The organism is Pseudodesulfovibrio hydrargyri (assembly GCF_001874525.1).
In the GTDB taxonomy this organism is placed as follows: domain Bacteria; phylum Desulfobacterota; class Desulfovibrionia; order Desulfovibrionales; family Desulfovibrionaceae; genus Pseudodesulfovibrio; species Pseudodesulfovibrio hydrargyri.
Genome location: NZ_LKAQ01000004.1, coordinates 2,682,476 through 2,699,236 on the forward strand (window position 1 = coordinate 2,682,476; position 16,761 = coordinate 2,699,236).

Below are 16,761 nucleotides of genomic sequence, written 5' to 3' on the forward strand. Positions count from 1 at the left end.
GCATACGCGTGGGGGGTGGGTTGAGTTTAACTGTGCCGCATGCCAGCCGGGTGGCTAAGATCGGCATGACGTTGTGGAAAGAGGCTCATCCTGTCGCGTCCGCACGGTTCCGCGAAGCGGCGACAAAAAGTTCTGGAGATTCTTAAGAACCTCTTGGAAGAGGTTCTTAAGCCGTCGGAGACGCCTGGCCGGCGAGGCCTCCGCCGGAGGCATTCACTTCCCCGCAAAAAAGAAGCCCCGCCTCCCGGTGAGGGGAGGGCGGGGCTTTTTTGTCGAGGCGTTATCTCCGAGCCGTCAGATGATGGTGTTGATGACCGAGCCCTTGGCGTAGGGGCCGAGGACATCGGTCTGGAAGTTGTAGCTTTGGGCCAGGCCGGCCTTGTCGGCCGTCGAGGTCCCGGGGTTCATGTAATCCAGGGTTTTTGATACGAGCGACGCTTCGGCGGAAACCTTGTCCACCGGCGCGAGGCTCGGGCCGCTGTCGTTCATGTAGTCCAGGGTCTCGGAAACCACGGCCGCACCGAACGTCTGCTGATCGAACGGCGAGTAGCTCCCGAAGCCGCCGATTGCCATGGTCATAAGCACCCTCCTGCCGTCAGGGCGGAAATAACGCCTATCCGCCTTTTCGGCATTTTCCCGCATATCTTTAGAGGAAAGGCGGAAAAAATATAGCCAATGAATACAAATGGGTGTATGGAAAGAGTGGGGGAAGGCCCATGAACATCGATTATATCTGGCTCATAGTCGCCTTGGCGATCACCGCCGTCATCGGCGTGGTGCTGCACCGCTGGCAGCGGCCCGTGCTGCCCCGGCTCTATGTCTGGATCACCTTGGCCGGGACACTGTTCGCCACGTACTACATCCTCAACGTGCTGTTCGGCACCGGCAGGACGGGCTGGCCATGATGCGGCCCGGAGGGATGCGGCGGATAAGACGTTGATGCTGGTTGTGTTAGCGGCGGGCGTGGTGGCCGGTCCGGCCATCTGAAGGCTCCGGTCGCGCTGCGTGCCGTGAGTGCTGACGTGCGCGGCCATCGGCGCGGGCAGCGCCCTGTTCCAGCTTCTCGAGTATCTGCTCAGCTAGGCCTTTTCCCAGTCCTTGACCTCGTCCCACAGGCCATTCATCTCGTCCAACCCCAGATCGGTCAGCTCAATGCCGCGCATCTCGGCCAGTTCCTCCATCTTGGCGAACCGGGTCAGGAATTTCTGGTTGGCGAAGTCGAGCGCCGCATTGGCCTTGATGCCCTTGCGCCTGCCCAGCTCCACCAGGGTGAAGAGGTAGTCGCCGAATTCCCGCTCCGAGTTCTCGGCGTGGCCTGCGGCCATGGCCTCCTGCCATTCTTTCCATTCCGTCTTGAGATGGGCCTCCACGTCCCGGTCCGATTCCCAGGTGAACCCGTTGCGGGCGGCCTTGGAATTGATGCGGTACGCCTTGAGCATGGGCGGCAACCCCGAGGGCAGGGAGTCGAAGACCCGTTTGCGGCCGGTGCCCTTGTTTTCCTCGCGCTTGGTTTTTTCCCAGTTGTCCCACAGCTCTGTGATGTTGTCGAAGTGCTTGTCCCCGAACACGTGCGGGTGGCGGCGGATCATCTTGGCCGCGCTGTAGTTGATGGAGTCGGCCAGGGTGTGTGAGCCGTCGCGCTCATATAGGGTGGCCATGAACAGGAGGATGAACATGACGTCGCCCAACTCCTCCATGGCCTCGCGGGCGTCGCCCGAGCGGATGCCCTCGATCAGCTCGAAGGCCTCCTCGGCCAGGTAGTCGCACAGGCTCAGCGGGGTCTGTTCCTGATCCCAGGGGCAGCCGTCCGGCGCGATCAGGGCGTCGATGACATCGAGCAGCTCGCGCATGGCCAGGGCCGGGGCGTCGTGTTTCGTTTCGCTCATGGCGAATCTCCTTCGGGAAAGGGAAAGCGGGTTGTGAAAACGGGGATTATTCGGCGCTGTCCTTCTCACGGATGCCCAGCGCGTTCTTGGCCGAGTCCAGGGCCTCGGGCAGGTCGACGAATTCGCCCATCTTGTCCACCATGTGCTGCGCCCTGGGGGCGATGTATGACTCCGCGAGGATGTCGGACTTGGGAGCGAAGGTTTGGAGGAACATCAGTCCCACCAGGCAGATGAGCACGCCTTCGAGCAGGCCGAAGAGGCCGCCCAGGGAGCGGTCGATCCAGCCGAGCAGGGATATCTCCAGCACACTGCGGATCAGCTTGGTCACCGCCCAGACGACCACCAGGGTGCCGATGAAGATCAGCGAATAGGACAGGGCGCTGACCGTGATGTCGCTGGAAATGTACATTTTGAGGTGCGGGGCCAGGGCTTCGTCGAAGTGGGAGGCCAGGAAAATGGCCAGGACCACGGCAATGAGCGACAGGACTTCCTGCACCAGGCCGCGGAAGAATCCGCGCAGGATGAAGAGGGCGACGATGCAGATGAGAATGATATCCAGAAAATTCATATAAATGCACCCATAGTCGGCTGAGGTGAACTTCCTCACAGAGCCCTAGCAAACTGAGCCCGAAATGTGAACCGGATTCGAGGTATATTTTTGTAATAGCCGGTATGGCGAATTCCTGACCGGGGTTGTGTCTCTTGCTGAACTCGGCTACATGAACACCAGTCGCCTGTCTTTTTTTCAAGGAGTCGTGAATGCAGGTCCATGAGACGGAATTCCCCGGTCTGTTTGTCCTGGTTCCCAAGGTATTTCAGGATGAACGGGGCTTTTTCCTGGAAAGCTACAACGCCGAACATTTCCGGGAGATCGGCATCGACTGCGGGTTCGTCCAGGACAATCACGCCTATTCCAGGGACGTCGGCGTGCTGCGCGGTTTTCATTTCCAGGTGCCGCCCGTGGCCCAGGCCAAGCTGGTCTGGGTGACGCGGGGCGCGGTCCTGGACGTGGTCGTGGACCTGCGCAGGGGGTCGCCCACCTACGGGCAGGCCGAGCACGTCATCCTCAGCGCCGCCAACTTCAAGCGCATGTTCATTCCCAAGGGGTTCGGCCATGCGTACGTGACCATCATGCCGGACACGGAGTTCCAGTACAAGGTGGACGCGCCGTATTCGCCGGGCCACGAGGGCGGCCTCGCCTGGGACGACCCGGATATCGGCATGGACTGGCGGCCGGCCCTGCAGGGGCGGGAGCCGATCCTTTCGGAAAAGGACCGGCGGCAGCCCCGGCTGGCCGGTTTTGAATCCCCCTTTACCTTCGAGGACTGAGCGCATGAGCCCAACCGATCCGGTCGTACCCCCGTTCGCCGGAGACTGCCACGCCATCATCCTGGCGGGCGGGTCCGGCACCCGCCTGTGGCCGCTCTCTCGAAACCTGCTGCCCAAGCAACTGCTGGTCCTGGGCGGCACGTCCACCCTGTTGCAGCAGACCGTGGCCCGCGTGCTCGAGGTATTTCCGCCCGACCACGTCTGGGTGGTGACCAACGAGGAGCACGTCTTCGAGGTGCGCAAACAGGTGGCCGTCCTGGACAAGGTTCTGGAAGGGCAGGTTCTGGCCGAGCCGCTGGGCCGCAACACCCTGCCGGCCATCATGCTCGGCCTGGACAGGGTGGTGGAGGCCAATCCCAAGGCGCTGGCCGCCGTGTTTCCGTCCGACCACCTCGTCAGTGACGGCGGAGCCTGGGCCCGCGACCTGGCGCGCGCAACGGAGCTGGCCGCCCAGAAGCGGTTCGTGACCTTCGGCGTGCGCCCGGACAAGCCCGAGACCGGCTACGGGTACATCGCGCTGGGCGAGGACCTCGGGGAGAACGCCTTTGCGGTGCGGGGGTTCGTGGAGAAACCCGATTTCCTGACCGCGGACCGGTTTCTTCGCGAGGGCACCCACCTATGGAACAGCGGCATGTTCCTGTTCTCGGCCAAGCATTTCCTGACCCAGGTGGCCCGCTGCGAGCCGGTCCTCTGGAACTGGTGGATGGGGCGCGACGAGGCCCCGCTGGTCCAGGGCTACCGGGATATCCCGGACATTTCGGTGGACTACGGCGTGGTCGAGAAGATCGACAACATCGCGGTGGTCAAGGCCGGGTTCGAATGGGACGACCTGGGCAGCTGGGAGGCCATGTACCGGCTGGGCGACAAGGATGCGGACGGCAACGTGGTCCGGGGCGACGTCCTGGCCATGAACTGCGCGAACTGCCTGCTCATCAGCGAGGGCGGCAAGCTGGCCGTGTCCGGGCTCAAGGATACGATCATGGTCCAGACCCGGGACGCCACCCTGGCCTGTCCCAAGGACCGCGTGCAGACCGTGCGCGACGTGGTCGCGGCCCTCAAGGCCCAGGGCAGCCAATTGGTGGAGAGCCACACCACCGTTTACCGCCCGTGGGGCAACTACACGGTGCTGGAGGAGGGACCGCAGTACAAGATCAAGCGCATCCAGGTCACTCCCGGCGCGCGCCTGAGCTCCCAAATGCACCATCACCGCAGCGAGCACTGGGTGGTGGTGGACGGCACGGCCGAGGTGGAGGTCGACAACGAGCCGCGCATTCTGGTGGAAAACCAGTCCGTGGACATCCCCAAGGCCTCACAGCACCGCCTGGCCAATCCGGGCAAGGTCCCGCTGAACATCATCGAGATACAGAGCGGGCCGTATCTGGAGGAGGACGACATCGTCCGGTTCGACGATGTCTACGGCCGGGTGCGGAAATAGGATTTCGGCTAATTGTTGCGGGTTATCAGTTGAAATGTCAGTGATTTTACCCATTCGAGAGATCGTGAAAATTTTCATATTGTCTTGACACCAAAACGATTGGTGCCTTATGGAAACGTAGTTCAATTGGTGTGATTTTCACATTAACTTTAGAGTGATGGGGCGAGGTTATGGAGGAAAGAAAAGCATCAAAACGGTGTGGAGGGGTGTTCCCCTTCATCATCGGCTTCCTGGCTTTCTGCGTCTTGGGGTGGGCTGTCATCCCCGGTTTGTTCTTCGACAAGGAGGAACAACCCGTCTGGTTCAGCCACGCCGTGCACGTGGAAGGACAGGGGATGGACTGCGAAAGCTGTCACTATTTCCGGGATGACGGCACCTATGCCGGTTTCCCGACCAACGAAGTCTGCGCCGAATGTCACGCGGTCGATCCCGAGGAGGCCCAGGCGGCCATCGTCGAGGAAGGCATCGACCCGACCGACTACGACGCCATCATGAAGGCCGGGATCGGCGCCATTGAGGACAATCTGGCTTCCTCGGATGACGACAAGATGCAGGCCGAACGCGAGTACGTGGTCAAGTATCTGATCCAGGGCAAGGAAGTTCCCTGGCTGAATTACCAGTACCAGCCGGACAACGTCTACTTCTCGCACGCCTCGCACATGAGCCTCTCCATAGAGGAACTGGCGAGCCTGAAGAAGGAGCTGTCCGACGTGGTCGATCCCTCGGTCTTCGAGGGCGAGGCCCCCGAGCAGAACTGCAACCTCTGCCATCCGAAGGACATCCAGGCGAACGATGTCCCGCCGGCCTTGGAGCGCAACATCCTGTCCGGGTACAGCAAGACCACCATGAAGATGTGGAAGTGCGAACGGTGTCACGCCCTCAAGGGCCAGCCCAACGCCTGCTACACCTGTCACAAGTAAAGGGGTACTGAGAATGAGCGTAGCACGCAGAACTTTTATTCAGTTGGGTGCGGGCGCCACCGTCGGTATTCTTTTTACTCCGACGGTCTGGAAAGCCCTTGATGATGTTTCCATCTGGACGCAGAACTGGCCCTGGATCCCCAAGTTGAAATACGGGGCGGTCGAGGCCAAGCCCACCGTGTCCAAGATGTGCGAGTCCGGTTGCGCCGTGAAGGTCCGGACCGTTGCCGGCGAGCCCTTTGGAACCATGGGCAACGAGGACAACCCGATCTCGGGCGGCGGCATCTGCCCCCTGTGCGCCAACGGCGTCCAGGTCAAGAACAGCCCCAACCGGATCAAGGCCCCCATGCTGGACGGCCAGGAGATCACCTGGGAGAAGGCCCAGGAGGTCGTGGCCGAAAAGCTGGCGGCCGCCGGTTCAAAGGTCGCGGTCATTTCCGGCGACCAGACGGGCACGGCCAACGAGGTCTTCTCCGCGCTGCTGGCCGACAAGGGCAGCGACGCCTTTTACATGATGCCCTGCGACATGCAGGCGGCCGACAAGGCCTGGACCGGCCTGATGGGCGGTTCCGGTCAGGTCGGCTACGACCTGGAGGGGGCCGACCTGGTCCTGCTGGCCGGGGCCGACGCCCTGGAATCCTGGGGCCCGACGGTCGCCAACCTCAAGTCGTTCGCGGCCAACGAGTCCGGCAAGTTCATCTTCGCCGGTCCCATGCAGACCAAGACCGCTTCCGTGACTTCCCTGTGGGTCCCGGTCCCGGCCGAGGGCATGGCCGCCTTCACCCTGGGCATCGCCTACTATGTCCTGCAGGCCGGAAAGACCGTGGACACGGCCGACTTCGGCCAGTTCAAGGCCATGGTCATGAGCGAATACAGCCCGGCCAAGGTCGAGGCCGCCACCGGCGTCAAGGCCGACCGGATGGCCGACCTGGCCAAACAGCTGCTGACCGCCTCCAATCCGGTGGTCGTTCCCGCCGGTCCGGTCGCGGCCCACGGCGCGGCGTTCGCGCTGAACTTGCTGCTCGGCGGCGCCATGAAGGCCCTGCCCGAGTTCGGCAAGGCCATCCCCTCCGCCATGAGCCGCTCCGAGATGCTCAAGGCGGACATCCTGGAGGGCGTGGACACCGACCTGCTGTTCATCTACGAGGCCAACCCCGCCTACGCCCTGCCCGAAAAGGTCAAGGCCGGCTTCACCGTGGCCTTCGACGTGGTCCAGACCGAAACCACGGCGACCGCCAATCTGGTTTTGCCGAGCCTGCATCCCTACGAGCGGTTCGACGACCTGGCCAGCCCCTACGGCCTGGCCGCGGCAACCTACTCCCTGGGTGCGCCGGTCTGCAAACCGTCCGTGGACGCGATTTCCGCGGCCACCTTCATTCTCGGCCTGGCCGACCTCGGATTCGAGTCCTTCGAAGAGGTCCTCGGGGCCAAGGCCGAGGCCGTCGGCGCGGATATGGAAGCCCTGCAGGGCGGCGAGGCCTTCGTGGCCGAGGGTGAGACCCCGGCGGCGGCATCCCTTGCCGCCAACGTGCTGGGCAAGGCCGCGGTTCCCGTCAAGGGCACCGGCGCCGTGGGACTGGCTCCCTACACCCTGCTCAATGTCGGCACCGCCAACCAGGCCACCACGCCCAACGCGCCGTGCACCATCAGCAACAACCAGCTGGTCGGCGACCACATGGTCGTGATGATGGGTTCGGCCACCGCCAAGCAGCTTGGCGTGTCCGTCGGGTCCAAGGTCAAGCTGTCCGGCGGGAAGGGTGATTGCGAAGCCCTGGTGCAGATCTTCGAAGGCGTCATGCCCGGCGTCGTGGCCGCTCCCCTGGGGCTGGGCCACACCGTGGGCGACGAGTTCTCGAAGGGCAAGGGCGATAATGTCTACAAGATCCTCACGGTGAGTTCGGAGGCTGCCGCCGGCGCCTCCACATGGGCCGGTTCCACTGTGAACGTCGCCAAAATCTAGGGGGAACCGTCAATGCAAACGAAAGAATTCAAAATCAGATGGGGCATGGTCATTGATATTGACAAATGCACCGGGTGCGGCGCCTGCATGGTCGGCTGCCAGGTGGAGAACAATATCGCTCCCATGACCAAGAGCGACCCCTATAATTATGTTCAGGCCCTGACCAAGCCGCGCGACGACGCGTCCAACAAGCTCAGGACCCTGACCTGGATGAACGTCTACGAGCTGTCCAACGGCAAGGCCTTCCCGGAACACGAGACCGCCTACCTGCCGCGTCCCTGCATGCAGTGCGGCAGTCCGGCCTGCGTGCCCGTCTGCCCGGTCGTGGCCACGGACAAGAACGAGGAGGGCGGCATCGTCTCCCAGATCTACCCCCGCTGCATCGGATGTAGATACTGCATGGCCGCCTGCCCGTACCACGCCCGGTACTTCAACTGGTGGGATCCCCTCTGGCCCGAAGGCATGGACAAGGGCTTGAGCCCGTCCACCTCCGTACGTCCGCGCGGCGTGGTCGAGAAGTGCAGCTTCTGCCACTCCCGCTACCTGCAGGCCAAGGACAAGGCCCGCATGGACGGCGAGGATCCGATGAACCTGCCCGAGGGCGCGTATACCACCGCCTGCGCCGACATCTGTCCGACCAAGGCGATCACCTTCGGCGACCTGAACAATCCGGAGCACAAGGTGCACGAGCTCTCCAAGAGCCCGCACGCGTTCCGTCTGCTCGAGAAGCTGGGCCTGCACCCGCAGGTCTACTACATGTCCGAGCGCGAATGGGTCCGCAAGCAGGGCGACAACTACAACGCCGAAGCCGGCGGACACCACTAGGAGGCTGAACAATGGATAGCAAACTCTTCCCGGAAGGGGTGCAGCGCTGCTCTTTCGGCAAGTTCCTGATCTGGACAGCCGTCATTCTGGCCTTCTTCCTGTGGGGCCTCTACGCAGCCGTGCTCGTCCTGTACAACGGAATCGGCACCACCGGCCTGGACAACTACTTCGGGTTCGGTGCCTGGATCACCTTCGACCTGGCCGTGATCGCCCTGGGCGCCGGCGCGTTCTTCACCGGTCTGCTCAAGTACATCCTCAAGATCAAACAGCTTGAGAAGATCATCAACCTGACCGTGGTCGTGGGCTTCATCTGCTACTCCGGCGCCATGCTGGTCCTGACGCTCGACATCGGGCAGCCCGGCCGTGCGTGGTTCGGCTACTGGCATCCGAACGTCCACTCCATGCTGACCGAAGTTATCTTCTGCATCACCTGCTACTGCACCGTCCTGATCATCGAGTTCGTCCCGCTGGTCCTGGAGCAGAAGCAGCTGAACAAGATCCCCTTCATCCACGCTTTAGCCCACAACATGCACGTGAACATGGCGCTGTTCGCCGGTCTCGGCGCGTTCCTGTCCACCTTCCACCAGGGTTCCCTGGGCGGCATGTACGGCGTCCTGATCGGACGTCCCTTCGCCTTCCGCGAGGGCTTCTTCATCTGGCCGTGGACCTTCTTCCTGTTCGTCCTCTCCGCCGTGGGTTCCGGGCCGGTCTTCACCGTCCTGGTCTGCACCTTCATGGAGAAGCTGACCGGCAAGAAGCTCGTGGACTTCAAGACCAAGGCCCTCATGGGCAAGATCGCCGGCACCATGCTGACCGTGTACATGTTCTTCAAGATCCTGGACACCTGGGCGTGGGCCACCGGCTACCTGCCCTCCGTGGGCCTGACCTTTGACGAGATGTTCTACGGCTGGGTCTACGGCAAGTGGCTGCTCTACACCGAGATCGTCCTGTGCGGCGTGGTCCCGGCCATCATGCTGATCACCCCGTCCATGCGCAACCGTCCGGCCCTGCTGTACACCGCGGCTATCCTGGACTGCATCGGCGTGTCCGTGAACCGGTACATCTTCACCGTCCAGACCATCGCCTTCCCGGCCATGCCCTTCGACTCCTGGCAGGTCTACGCCCCCAACTGGGTGGAGTACGCCTCCTCGATCATGATCGTGGCCTACGGCTTCCTGGTCCTGACCCTGGTGTACCGCTATCTGCCGCTGTTCCCGCAGGAACGCGAGCTGAACTAGATCCGCCGTCACCCGCATCAACAAGAGACCGCTCTCCGGAGCGGTCTTTTTTTATGCCCGCAATGTAGCGGCGGCAGAGGATTTTCCGCTGTTTGCTAGATGTTGGAAAAGGGCGTATTCATTGTGCAATGGACCGTTCGTGACCGCTTGATCGGGCACGCGGAGACACCTTTCATCCGAGGAGAGGGATCATGACGGGGAGTGCCAGGGGAATTTTCGCGGCGGCGGTGTTGCTCTGTTCGGCCCTGTTGCTGTCCGCCTGCGGCGATTCGCCGCGCGAGGAGCGGACGCAATCCGGCGCGGAGCAGGGGCAGGGGGCCGCGGTGCGGCAGGCCGAGCCCGACGACGCCGCGGCCAGGACGACGTCTTTCGCCTACAAGCCCGGCGAGCCCACCTTCGTGACCATCGGCACCGGCGGCATCACCGGGGTCTACTATCCCACGGGCGGAGCCATCGCCAACATGGTCAACCTCAAGCGCGACAAGTACAACATCCGGGCCACGGTGGAGGCCACGGGCGGGTCCGTGTTCAACATCAACGCGGTCATCGCCGGGGACCTCCAGTTCGGCATCGCCCAGGCGGACCGCCAGTTCCAGGCCGTGCACGGCATAGCCGAGTGGAAGGAGCGCGGACCGCAGGAGAAGCTGCGCGCCGTGTTCTCCCTGCATCCCGAGACCGTGACCCTGGTGGCCGGAGAGGACACCGGCATCCGGGACATCCGCGACCTCAAGGGCCGGCGGGTCAATATCGGCAATCCCGGCTCGGGCCAACACCAGAATTCCCTGGACGCCCTGAACGCGGCCGGGCTTGCGCTCTCCGACATCAAGGCCGTGGAGGTCAAGGCCGTGGAGGCCATCGACATGCTCGAGGCGGGCACCCTGGACGCCGTCTTCTACACCGTGGGGCATCCCTCGGCGGCCATCCTCAAGGCCACCCGGGGTAAGCGGAAGGTGCGCTTCGTGCCCATCGTCGGGGTGGACACCCTGTTCGTCCTGCATCCCTACTACGTGCCGTCGCGCATCGACATGCGGTACTACCCCGGCGCGGCCAACGAGGACGAGGGCGTGGAGAGCTTCGGGGTCAAGGCCACGCTGGTCACGTCGAGCGATGTCCCGGACCCGATCGTCTATGCCGTGACCCGGGAGGTCTTCGAGAACTTCGAGGTCTTCACGGCGCAGCAGCCCGCATTCGCCGGGTTGACGAAAAAGGGAATGCTCCAGGGATTGTCCGCCCCCATCCACCCGGGTGCGGCTCGCTACTACCGCGAGGCCGGACTGCAATAACGCAAGGAAACGGTTCCAGGCTATCCGGCTGAAATCCGGAGTGATCGGAACCCTCCTGAACAGGGGCGGATCAAGCCCCTAAAAACGTCTGGAAACCGTGGCCGGGCGGGAGTTGACAATGTTGTATTTTCCCCGGACGCCTTGACTTTATTTCGATTTCGGACAATATTTTTTGTCTGTGACTGGGGCCCTGCCGGTCTGTCCGGGCATGTGGCGGATTGGAGGGGCTTTTTTATCTTTATCTTTACATTCAGGTTCGGAGACAGCTGCAAATGGCAATGATTGAGGTGCAGAAACTGCACAAATGGTATGGCGATTTTCACGTTCTGCAGGGGATCACCGAATCCGTGAACAAGGGCGAAGTGCTGGTCATCTGCGGCCCGTCCGGGTCCGGCAAGTCCACCTTCATCCGCTGTATCAACCGGCTCGAGGAATACCAGAAGGGGCAGATCCTGTTCGACGGCAAGAACATCCTGGACAAGGATGTCAACATCAACGATCTGCGGGCCGAGATCGGCATCGTATTCCAGCAGTTCAATCTCTATCCCCACCTGTCGGTGCTGCGCAACGTCACCCTGGCCCCCACCAAGGTCAAGAACATGCCCAAGGACCAGGCCGAGGAGATCGCCTTGTCGCTGCTGGAGCGGGTGGGCATCCACGACCAGGCCCACAAGTACCCGGCCGAACTCTCCGGCGGCCAGCAGCAGCGCGTTGCCATCGCCCGCTCCCTGGCCATGAAGCCCAAGGTCATGCTCTTCGACGAGCCTACCTCGGCCCTGGACCCGGAGATGATCAACGAGGTCCTCAACGTCATGAAGGACTTGGCGCGGGAGGGCATGACCATGCTCTGCGTGACCCACGAGATGGGCTTTGCCCGCGAGGTGGCCGACCGGGTCCTGTTCATGGACGGCGGCGTGGTCGTCGAGCAGGCTGCCCCGGACGAGTTCTTCCGCAATCCCCAACACGAGCGCGCAAAGAACTTCCTGAAGGAAATTCTTTAATTGGAATAACATTGGAATCTCAAGAGAGAGGAGGATTCATGAAACGTTTGGTACTGATTCTGGCTCTGGTGCTGTCCTTCGCGTTCGCGGCCAACGCCGCCTTCGCCGGCAAGATCGAGGACATCAAGGCCAAAGGCGTGTTGGTTTGCGGCGTCAAGGACTCCGTCAACCTGTTCGGCTTCGTCGATCCCGACTCCAAGGAACTGGTCGGCTTCGACGTGGATATCTGCAAGTACATCGCGGACAAGCTCGGCGTGAAGACCGAATTCAAGGTCGTCACCTCCAAGAACCGCATCCCCATGCTGGCCCAGGGCTCGGTTGACCTGCTGGCCGCCACCATGACCCACAAGTTCTCCCGTGACGAGCAGATCGACTTCTCCATCACCTATTTCATGGACGGCCAGAAGCTGCTGGTCGAAAAGGGCTCCGGCATCAACTCCACCGACGATCTGGCCAACAAGAAGGTCGGCACCGTCAAGGGGTCCACTTCCGAGAAGAACATCAAGGCCGCCCAGCCCAAGGCCCAGGTCATCTCCTATGACGAGTATCCGCAGGCCTTCATGGCCCTGAAGCAGGGCAAGGTCAAGGCCGTGACCACCGACTCCGGCATCCTGGCCGGTCTGAAGGCCGGTGACGACAATCCCGAGAAGTGGGAGATCGTCGGCGCCTTCTTCTCCTCCGAGCCCTATGGCCTCGGTGTCCCGCAGAACGATTCCGCGTTCCGCGACTTCGTCAACAAGAGCCTGAACGAGATGTGGCTCGACGGCACCTACCAGAAGCTCTTCAAGAAGTGGATGGGTTACGACCTGCCCGCCGGCTGGGAGATGGAACTCTGGCCCATGTAAGGCTGATTTAGCCCCATACACCGGGGGCGCCTCAGGCGCTCCCGGTTTTTACCGCAACTTCACTTCAACCGACGGATTTCATTTTGGATTATACTTTTCATTGGGCCAGGATGTTCTCGGGCGAACCCGCCCAGTGGATGTGGGAAGGGTTCTGCACGACCATGCAGATCTCGACGATCTCCCTTGTTTGCGCCATGATTCTCGGCATCATCATCTGCGTCATGCGCATGACGCCGTTCAAGCCTTTCCAGTGGTTCAGCCTCGCCTTCACCGAATTTTTCCGCAACACGCCGCTGCTTATTCAGATATTCTTCTGGTACAACGGGGCGCACGTGATCATCCCCGACGCCATCAACTCGTGGATGAACGATCTGTACTCCTGGTTCCCCGGGGAGTTCTCCCTGTTCGGGCACCATTTCGTGGGCGAGTGGATGCTTCTCAACGTGGAACTGATCATGGGCATCATCGCCCTGACCGTATACACCTCGGCCTTCATCGCCGAGGAGATTCGGGCGGGCATCTTTTCCATCCCCAAGAACCAGCTCGAGGCGTCCCGCGCCGTGGGCCTCTCCTTCCTGCAGGGCTACCGCTACGTGATCCTGCCCCAGGCCCTGCGCATTGTGATTCCGCCGCTCATTTCCCAGGCCCTGAACCTGATCAAGAACTCGTCCCTGGTCATGGTCCTGGGCGTCACCGACCTGATGTACCAGGCCACCCAGATCGAGTCCTACCACGCCATGCCGTTCGAGGCCTTCACCGTTGCCCTGTTGATCTACCTGGCGATCTCCCTGGTCGTCTCGTTCTGCATCACCATGTACAACAAGCACTTCATGATCCAGGTCATGTACTAGGGAGGGCTTGTCATGCATTGGGATATCGCGTTCGGCAACCTGGATTATTTCCTCTACGGGACAACGTCCTTTGACTGGCATTTTCCCTTCATCCATAATCCGGAAGGGCTGGTGGCCAGCGTCATCCTGGCCTTTTTCGGCATCTTCGGCGCCTTCTGGCTCGGCATGGCCGCGGGCCTCATGCGCATGTCCAAGCGCTGGTGGGTCAAGATCCCCGCGGTCTGCTACATCGAAGTCATCCGCGGCATGCCGCTGCTCCTGCTCATCTTCTGGTTCTACTACCTGGCCCCGGTCATCATCGGGCAGAACCTGCCCGCCTTCACCACGACCATGGGCTGTTTCATGATCTTCACCGGGGCCTACGTGGGCGAGATCGTCCGCGCGGGCGTCAAGGCGTTGCCCAAGGGACAGATGGAGGCCGCCCGGTCCACCGGGTTGTCCCACGTCCAGGCCATGAAACTGGTCATCCTGCCCCAGGCGTTGCGCAACATGATCCCGTCCTTCGTCAACCAGTTCGTCTCCCTGACCAAGGACACCTCCCTGGCCGCCATCCTCGGCGTCATCGAACTGACCCGCACCGGCATCCAGGTGGACAACCGCGAGACGGTCGCCTCCTTCGAGATATGGATCACCATCGCCTGCCTGTACTTCCTGATCTGCTACATTTTGACCTCCTACAGCCGCCGCCTGGAAGCCCAGCTTTCGCGCTACCAGGCCCGGGACCGCTAGAAGACAGGCGCGGGCAGGCCTGCGAAACGAGATTGCCACAAACGGAAACGGTCCGGGAAACGAGTGAAAACTGTTCCGGACCGTTTCATTTTTCCGAACAAAACGAATGATAAAATGATGAAAATGCGTACCGGGAGGGTGCCGCCTTGTCCGAAATAACCTTCCAGAGTTTCCAAAAACCCGAGGAGATCGAGGCCGAATCCTTCCGGATCATTGATTCCGAGGTGCCCGAGCCGCGTCCGTTTCAGGGGGCGCAGTGGGCGATCGTCCGCCGCATGATCCACACCACGGCGGATTTCGAAATGCTGTCCCTTGCCCGTTTTCACATGAAGGCCGTGGAAAGCGGGCTGAACGCCCTGAAGAACGGGGCCGTGATCGTCACGGACACCGAGATGGCCAAACGCGGCATGCCCGTGCGCAGGCTTGATCCGCTGGGCTGCACCGTGCACTGCCTGATGAACGACCCGCGCGTCATTGAGCGCGCCAAGGGTGAGGGAATCACCCGGGCCAAGGCGGCCGTGGACGTGGCCGTGGCCGAGCTTTCCCCCCATATCTGGGTGGTCGGCAACGCGCCCACCGCGCTCATCCGGCTGGTGGAGCACGTGGACAACGGCGCGACAAACCCGCTTCTTGTGGTCGGCATGCCCGTGGGGTTCGTGAACGCGGCCGAGTCCAAGGCGCTGCTCATGAGCCGGGACATCCCGTACATTTCGGTTGAAGGGCGCAAGGGCGGCAGCGCGCTGGCCGCCTCGGTGGTTAACGCCCTGGCCGTGCTCGCCGCCTGAGTTCCGTTTTTTTCCGCCGCGAAAATGCGCCCGGAGGGGAATCCTCCGGGCGCATTTTTCGTTTTTACGCCATCGGTTTTCGCAAGGAGAAAATCAATTTTTTGAAATCATTGGACACGGCGAAAATTCCTGTTAGAAAATCAACTGGGTACCATCCTGAATCGGTGCCCGGGGAGTCATTCCCCGCTTTGCTCAGGTCCGGCCTGAGGAATTTTAGCAGCCCTGGAAGGAGCCATGTCCCGTAAGAACAAAGGCAAGAACAAGGTGACCGTCTACCCGGACTGGTGCAAAGGCTGCGGCATTTGCGTCGAGTTCTGTCCGGGCAAGGTCCTGGGCCTGAGCCTGGAAGGCAAGGCCGTGGTGGAGCGCGAGGAGGACTGTATCCGGTGCGGGTTCTGTGAACTGCACTGCCCGGATTTCGCCATCGTGGTCAGTGACAAGGAACCCATGGAAAACGGGCTGTCCGAAAAGGACGCCGAAACCGCGCCTCCCAAGAAGAAGGCCGGGAAGGGGGCTTGAGAGGCATGCCCAGACCAAAGAAACGCACCGAGATTTTCGCGCTCGGCAACGAGGCCGTCGTCGAGGGCGCGCTGTTGGCCGGGTGTACGTTTTTCGGCGGGTATCCCATCACCCCGTCCTCCGAGATCATGGAGATCATGGCCGCCCGCCTGCCCCACATGGAGAACGGCGTGTTCATGCAGATGGAGGACGAGATCGCCAGCATGGGCGCGGTCATCGGCGCGTCCTTGACCGGGCGCAAGGCCATGACCGCCACCTCCGGCCCCGGCTTCTCGCTCATGCAGGAGAACCTGGGCTACGCCGTCATGGCCGAGACCCCCATGGTCCTGGTCAACGTCATGCGAGGCGGGCCGTCCACCGGACTGCCCACCAGCCCGGCCCAGGGCGACGTGCAGCAGGCGAGATGGGGCACCCACGGCGACCATCCCATCATCGTCCTGTCCGCCTCCAACGTGCAGGAGTGTCTGGACATGACCATCACGGCCTTCAACATGGCCGAGAAGTACCGCACCCCGGTCATCCTGCTCCTGGATGAGGTCACCTCCCACACCCGCGAGAAGATCGAGCTGCCCAACGAGGGCGAGTACGAAGTCTTTTCCCGCACCGTGCCGTCCATGCCGCCCGAGTGGTACAAGCCCTACGAGGAGACCGTGCGCGGCGTGCCGCCCATGCCGCCCATCGGCTCGGGCTACCGCTTCCACGTCACCGGCCTGACCCACGACCGCAACGGGTTCCCCACCCAGCGGCCCGAGGAGGTGGTCGAACTCATGGAGCGCATCCACCGCAAGATCGACCAGTTCTTCTACGATATTCAGCTCGTGGAGGAGATCATGACCGACGACTGCGACGTCTGCGTCATCGCCTACGGATCGGTGGCGCGGTCCGCCGAGCTGGCCGTGCGGCAGGCCCGCAGCAACGGGGTCAAGGCCGGGCTGCTCAAGCTCATGACCCTGTTCCCGTACCCCCGCAGGCAGACGGAGAAGATTCTGGCCCGCGCCAAGACCCTGGTGGTCCCGGAAATGAACATGGGGCAGATGTCCCGCGAGGTGAAGCGGGTCAACATGGGCCACGCCGCGGTCAGGACCATCAACCGCGTGGACGGCCAGATCGTCACTCCCTCGGAAATCCTCAAGGTCATCATGCAGGGGTAGCCAT

The 16,761-nt window shown here is 62.1% G+C and carries 18 protein-coding genes; 15 read left to right on the forward strand and 3 right to left on the reverse strand.

The genetic code is table 11. The features are described from left to right. Positions 1 to 294: 294 nt before the first annotated feature. Positions 295 to 579, reverse strand: coding sequence for a hypothetical protein (locus BerOc1_RS16770; RefSeq protein ID WP_084641662.1), 285 nt, complete (start codon positions 577 to 579; stop codon positions 295 to 297). 137 nt (positions 580 to 716) lie between these two features. Between BerOc1_RS16770 and BerOc1_RS16775 the strand changes: the two genes are divergently transcribed. Further along, positions 717 to 905, forward strand: a complete 189-nt coding sequence (locus BerOc1_RS16775) for a hypothetical protein (protein ID WP_071546905.1) — start codon at positions 717 to 719, stop codon at positions 903 to 905. Between the two features lie 174 nt (positions 906 to 1,079). Here BerOc1_RS16775 and mazG read toward each other — a convergent pair whose 3' ends face one another. Continuing rightward, entirely contained in the window at positions 1,080 to 1,886 is an 807-nt protein-coding gene (mazG, locus tag BerOc1_RS16780; protein WP_071546906.1) for a nucleoside triphosphate pyrophosphohydrolase, read from the reverse strand. Between the two features lie 46 nt (positions 1,887 to 1,932). Continuing rightward, positions 1,933 to 2,454 (reverse strand): CvpA family protein, encoded by a 522-nt coding sequence (locus tag BerOc1_RS16785; protein WP_071546907.1) that lies wholly within the window; start codon positions 2,452 to 2,454, stop codon positions 1,933 to 1,935. A 191-nt stretch (positions 2,455 to 2,645) separates the two neighbouring features. Here BerOc1_RS16785 and rfbC point away from each other — a divergent pair, with 191 nt between their 5' ends. The 14 genes from rfbC to BerOc1_RS16855 all read left to right on the forward strand — a co-directional run bounded on the left by rfbC (position 2,646) and on the right by BerOc1_RS16855 (position 16,757). Further along, on the forward strand, positions 2,646 to 3,215 hold the full coding sequence (gene rfbC / locus BerOc1_RS16790) for a dTDP-4-dehydrorhamnose 3,5-epimerase (protein ID WP_071546908.1): 570 nt from the start codon (positions 2,646 to 2,648) through the stop codon (positions 3,213 to 3,215). 4 nt (positions 3,216 to 3,219) lie between these two features. Continuing rightward, complete coding sequence (locus BerOc1_RS16795) at positions 3,220 to 4,650, forward strand: mannose-1-phosphate guanylyltransferase/mannose-6-phosphate isomerase (RefSeq protein ID WP_071546909.1); 1,431 nt, start codon at positions 3,220 to 3,222, stop codon at positions 4,648 to 4,650. Positions 4,651 to 4,820: 170 nt separating this feature from the next. Then, positions 4,821 to 5,570 (forward strand): cytochrome c3 family protein, encoded by a 750-nt coding sequence (locus tag BerOc1_RS16800; RefSeq protein WP_071546910.1) that lies wholly within the window; start codon positions 4,821 to 4,823, stop codon positions 5,568 to 5,570. A 13-nt stretch (positions 5,571 to 5,583) separates the two neighbouring features. Further along, positions 5,584 to 7,530 carry a menaquinone reductase molybdopterin-binding-like subunit QrcB gene (gene qrcB / locus BerOc1_RS16805; RefSeq protein ID WP_071546911.1) on the forward strand — a complete coding sequence of 649 codons (1,947 nt, stop codon included), beginning with the start codon at positions 5,584 to 5,586 and terminating at the stop codon, positions 7,528 to 7,530. A gap of 12 nt (positions 7,531 to 7,542) precedes the next feature. Continuing rightward, the gene (gene qrcC / locus BerOc1_RS16810) at positions 7,543 to 8,355 is read left to right on the forward strand and encodes a menaquinone reductase iron-sulfur cluster-binding subunit QrcC (protein WP_071546912.1); all 813 of its coding nucleotides are present in this window, start codon (positions 7,543 to 7,545) and stop codon (positions 8,353 to 8,355) included. Between the two features lie 11 nt (positions 8,356 to 8,366). Further along, positions 8,367 to 9,593, forward strand: a complete 1,227-nt coding sequence (gene qrcD / locus BerOc1_RS16815) for a menaquinone reductase integral membrane subunit QrcD (RefSeq protein WP_071546913.1) — start codon at positions 8,367 to 8,369, stop codon at positions 9,591 to 9,593. A 191-nt stretch (positions 9,594 to 9,784) separates the two neighbouring features. Continuing rightward, the gene (locus tag BerOc1_RS16820; RefSeq protein ID WP_071546914.1) at positions 9,785 to 10,876 is read left to right on the forward strand and encodes a TAXI family TRAP transporter solute-binding subunit; all 1,092 of its coding nucleotides are present in this window, start codon (positions 9,785 to 9,787) and stop codon (positions 10,874 to 10,876) included. A gap of 272 nt (positions 10,877 to 11,148) precedes the next feature. Then, entirely contained in the window at positions 11,149 to 11,877 is a 729-nt protein-coding gene (locus BerOc1_RS16825; protein ID WP_071546915.1) for an amino acid ABC transporter ATP-binding protein, read from the forward strand. A 38-nt stretch (positions 11,878 to 11,915) separates the two neighbouring features. After that, positions 11,916 to 12,722, forward strand: coding sequence for an ABC transporter substrate-binding protein (locus tag BerOc1_RS16830; RefSeq protein ID WP_071546916.1), 807 nt, complete (start codon positions 11,916 to 11,918; stop codon positions 12,720 to 12,722). A gap of 83 nt (positions 12,723 to 12,805) precedes the next feature. After that, positions 12,806 to 13,573, forward strand: a complete 768-nt coding sequence (locus BerOc1_RS16835) for an amino acid ABC transporter permease (RefSeq protein WP_071546917.1) — start codon at positions 12,806 to 12,808, stop codon at positions 13,571 to 13,573. Between the two features lie 12 nt (positions 13,574 to 13,585). Further along, complete coding sequence (locus BerOc1_RS16840; RefSeq protein WP_071546918.1) at positions 13,586 to 14,302, forward strand: amino acid ABC transporter permease; 717 nt, start codon at positions 13,586 to 13,588, stop codon at positions 14,300 to 14,302. A 146-nt stretch (positions 14,303 to 14,448) separates the two neighbouring features. Further along, positions 14,449 to 15,087, forward strand: coding sequence for a precorrin-8X methylmutase (locus BerOc1_RS16845; protein WP_071546919.1), 639 nt, complete (start codon positions 14,449 to 14,451; stop codon positions 15,085 to 15,087). Between the two features lie 234 nt (positions 15,088 to 15,321). After that, the gene (locus BerOc1_RS16850; protein WP_071546920.1) at positions 15,322 to 15,606 is read left to right on the forward strand and encodes a 4Fe-4S dicluster domain-containing protein; all 285 of its coding nucleotides are present in this window, start codon (positions 15,322 to 15,324) and stop codon (positions 15,604 to 15,606) included. Between the two features lie 5 nt (positions 15,607 to 15,611). Next, positions 15,612 to 16,757, forward strand: a complete 1,146-nt coding sequence (locus BerOc1_RS16855; protein WP_071546921.1) for a 2-oxoacid:acceptor oxidoreductase subunit alpha — start codon at positions 15,612 to 15,614, stop codon at positions 16,755 to 16,757. Positions 16,758 to 16,761: the final 4 nt, after the last annotated feature.

Excerpts from the sequence above, each read along its gene's own strand:
- BerOc1_RS16855 (WP_071546921.1), top strand. The coding sequence starts at position 15,612 with ATGCCCAGACCAAAGAAACGCACCGAGATTTTCGCGCTCGGCAACGAG.
- rfbC (WP_071546908.1), top strand. The coding sequence starts at position 2,646 with ATGCAGGTCCATGAGACGGAATTCCCCGGTCTGTTTGTCCTGGTTCCC.
- BerOc1_RS16775 (WP_071546905.1), top strand. The coding sequence starts at position 717 with ATGAACATCGATTATATCTGGCTCATAGTCGCCTTGGCGATCACCGCC.
- qrcD (WP_071546913.1), top strand. The coding sequence starts at position 8,367 with ATGGATAGCAAACTCTTCCCGGAAGGGGTGCAGCGCTGCTCTTTCGGC.
- BerOc1_RS16800 (WP_071546910.1), top strand. The coding sequence starts at position 4,821 with ATGGAGGAAAGAAAAGCATCAAAACGGTGTGGAGGGGTGTTCCCCTTC.
- BerOc1_RS16850 (WP_071546920.1), top strand. The coding sequence starts at position 15,322 with ATGTCCCGTAAGAACAAAGGCAAGAACAAGGTGACCGTCTACCCGGAC.
- BerOc1_RS16795 (WP_071546909.1), top strand. The coding sequence starts at position 3,220 with ATGAGCCCAACCGATCCGGTCGTACCCCCGTTCGCCGGAGACTGCCAC.
- BerOc1_RS16820 (WP_071546914.1), top strand. The coding sequence starts at position 9,785 with ATGACGGGGAGTGCCAGGGGAATTTTCGCGGCGGCGGTGTTGCTCTGT.
- mazG (WP_071546906.1), bottom strand. The coding sequence starts at position 1,886 with ATGAGCGAAACGAAACACGACGCCCCGGCCCTGGCCATGCGCGAGCTG.
- qrcC (WP_071546912.1), top strand. The coding sequence starts at position 7,543 with ATGCAAACGAAAGAATTCAAAATCAGATGGGGCATGGTCATTGATATT.
- BerOc1_RS16825 (WP_071546915.1), top strand. The coding sequence starts at position 11,149 with ATGGCAATGATTGAGGTGCAGAAACTGCACAAATGGTATGGCGATTTT.
- BerOc1_RS16840 (WP_071546918.1), top strand. The coding sequence starts at position 13,586 with ATGCATTGGGATATCGCGTTCGGCAACCTGGATTATTTCCTCTACGGG.
- BerOc1_RS16770 (WP_084641662.1), bottom strand. The coding sequence starts at position 579 with ATGACCATGGCAATCGGCGGCTTCGGGAGCTACTCGCCGTTCGATCAG.
- BerOc1_RS16830 (WP_071546916.1), top strand. The coding sequence starts at position 11,916 with ATGAAACGTTTGGTACTGATTCTGGCTCTGGTGCTGTCCTTCGCGTTC.
- BerOc1_RS16785 (WP_071546907.1), bottom strand. The coding sequence starts at position 2,454 with ATGAATTTTCTGGATATCATTCTCATCTGCATCGTCGCCCTCTTCATC.
- qrcB (WP_071546911.1), top strand. The coding sequence starts at position 5,584 with ATGAGCGTAGCACGCAGAACTTTTATTCAGTTGGGTGCGGGCGCCACC.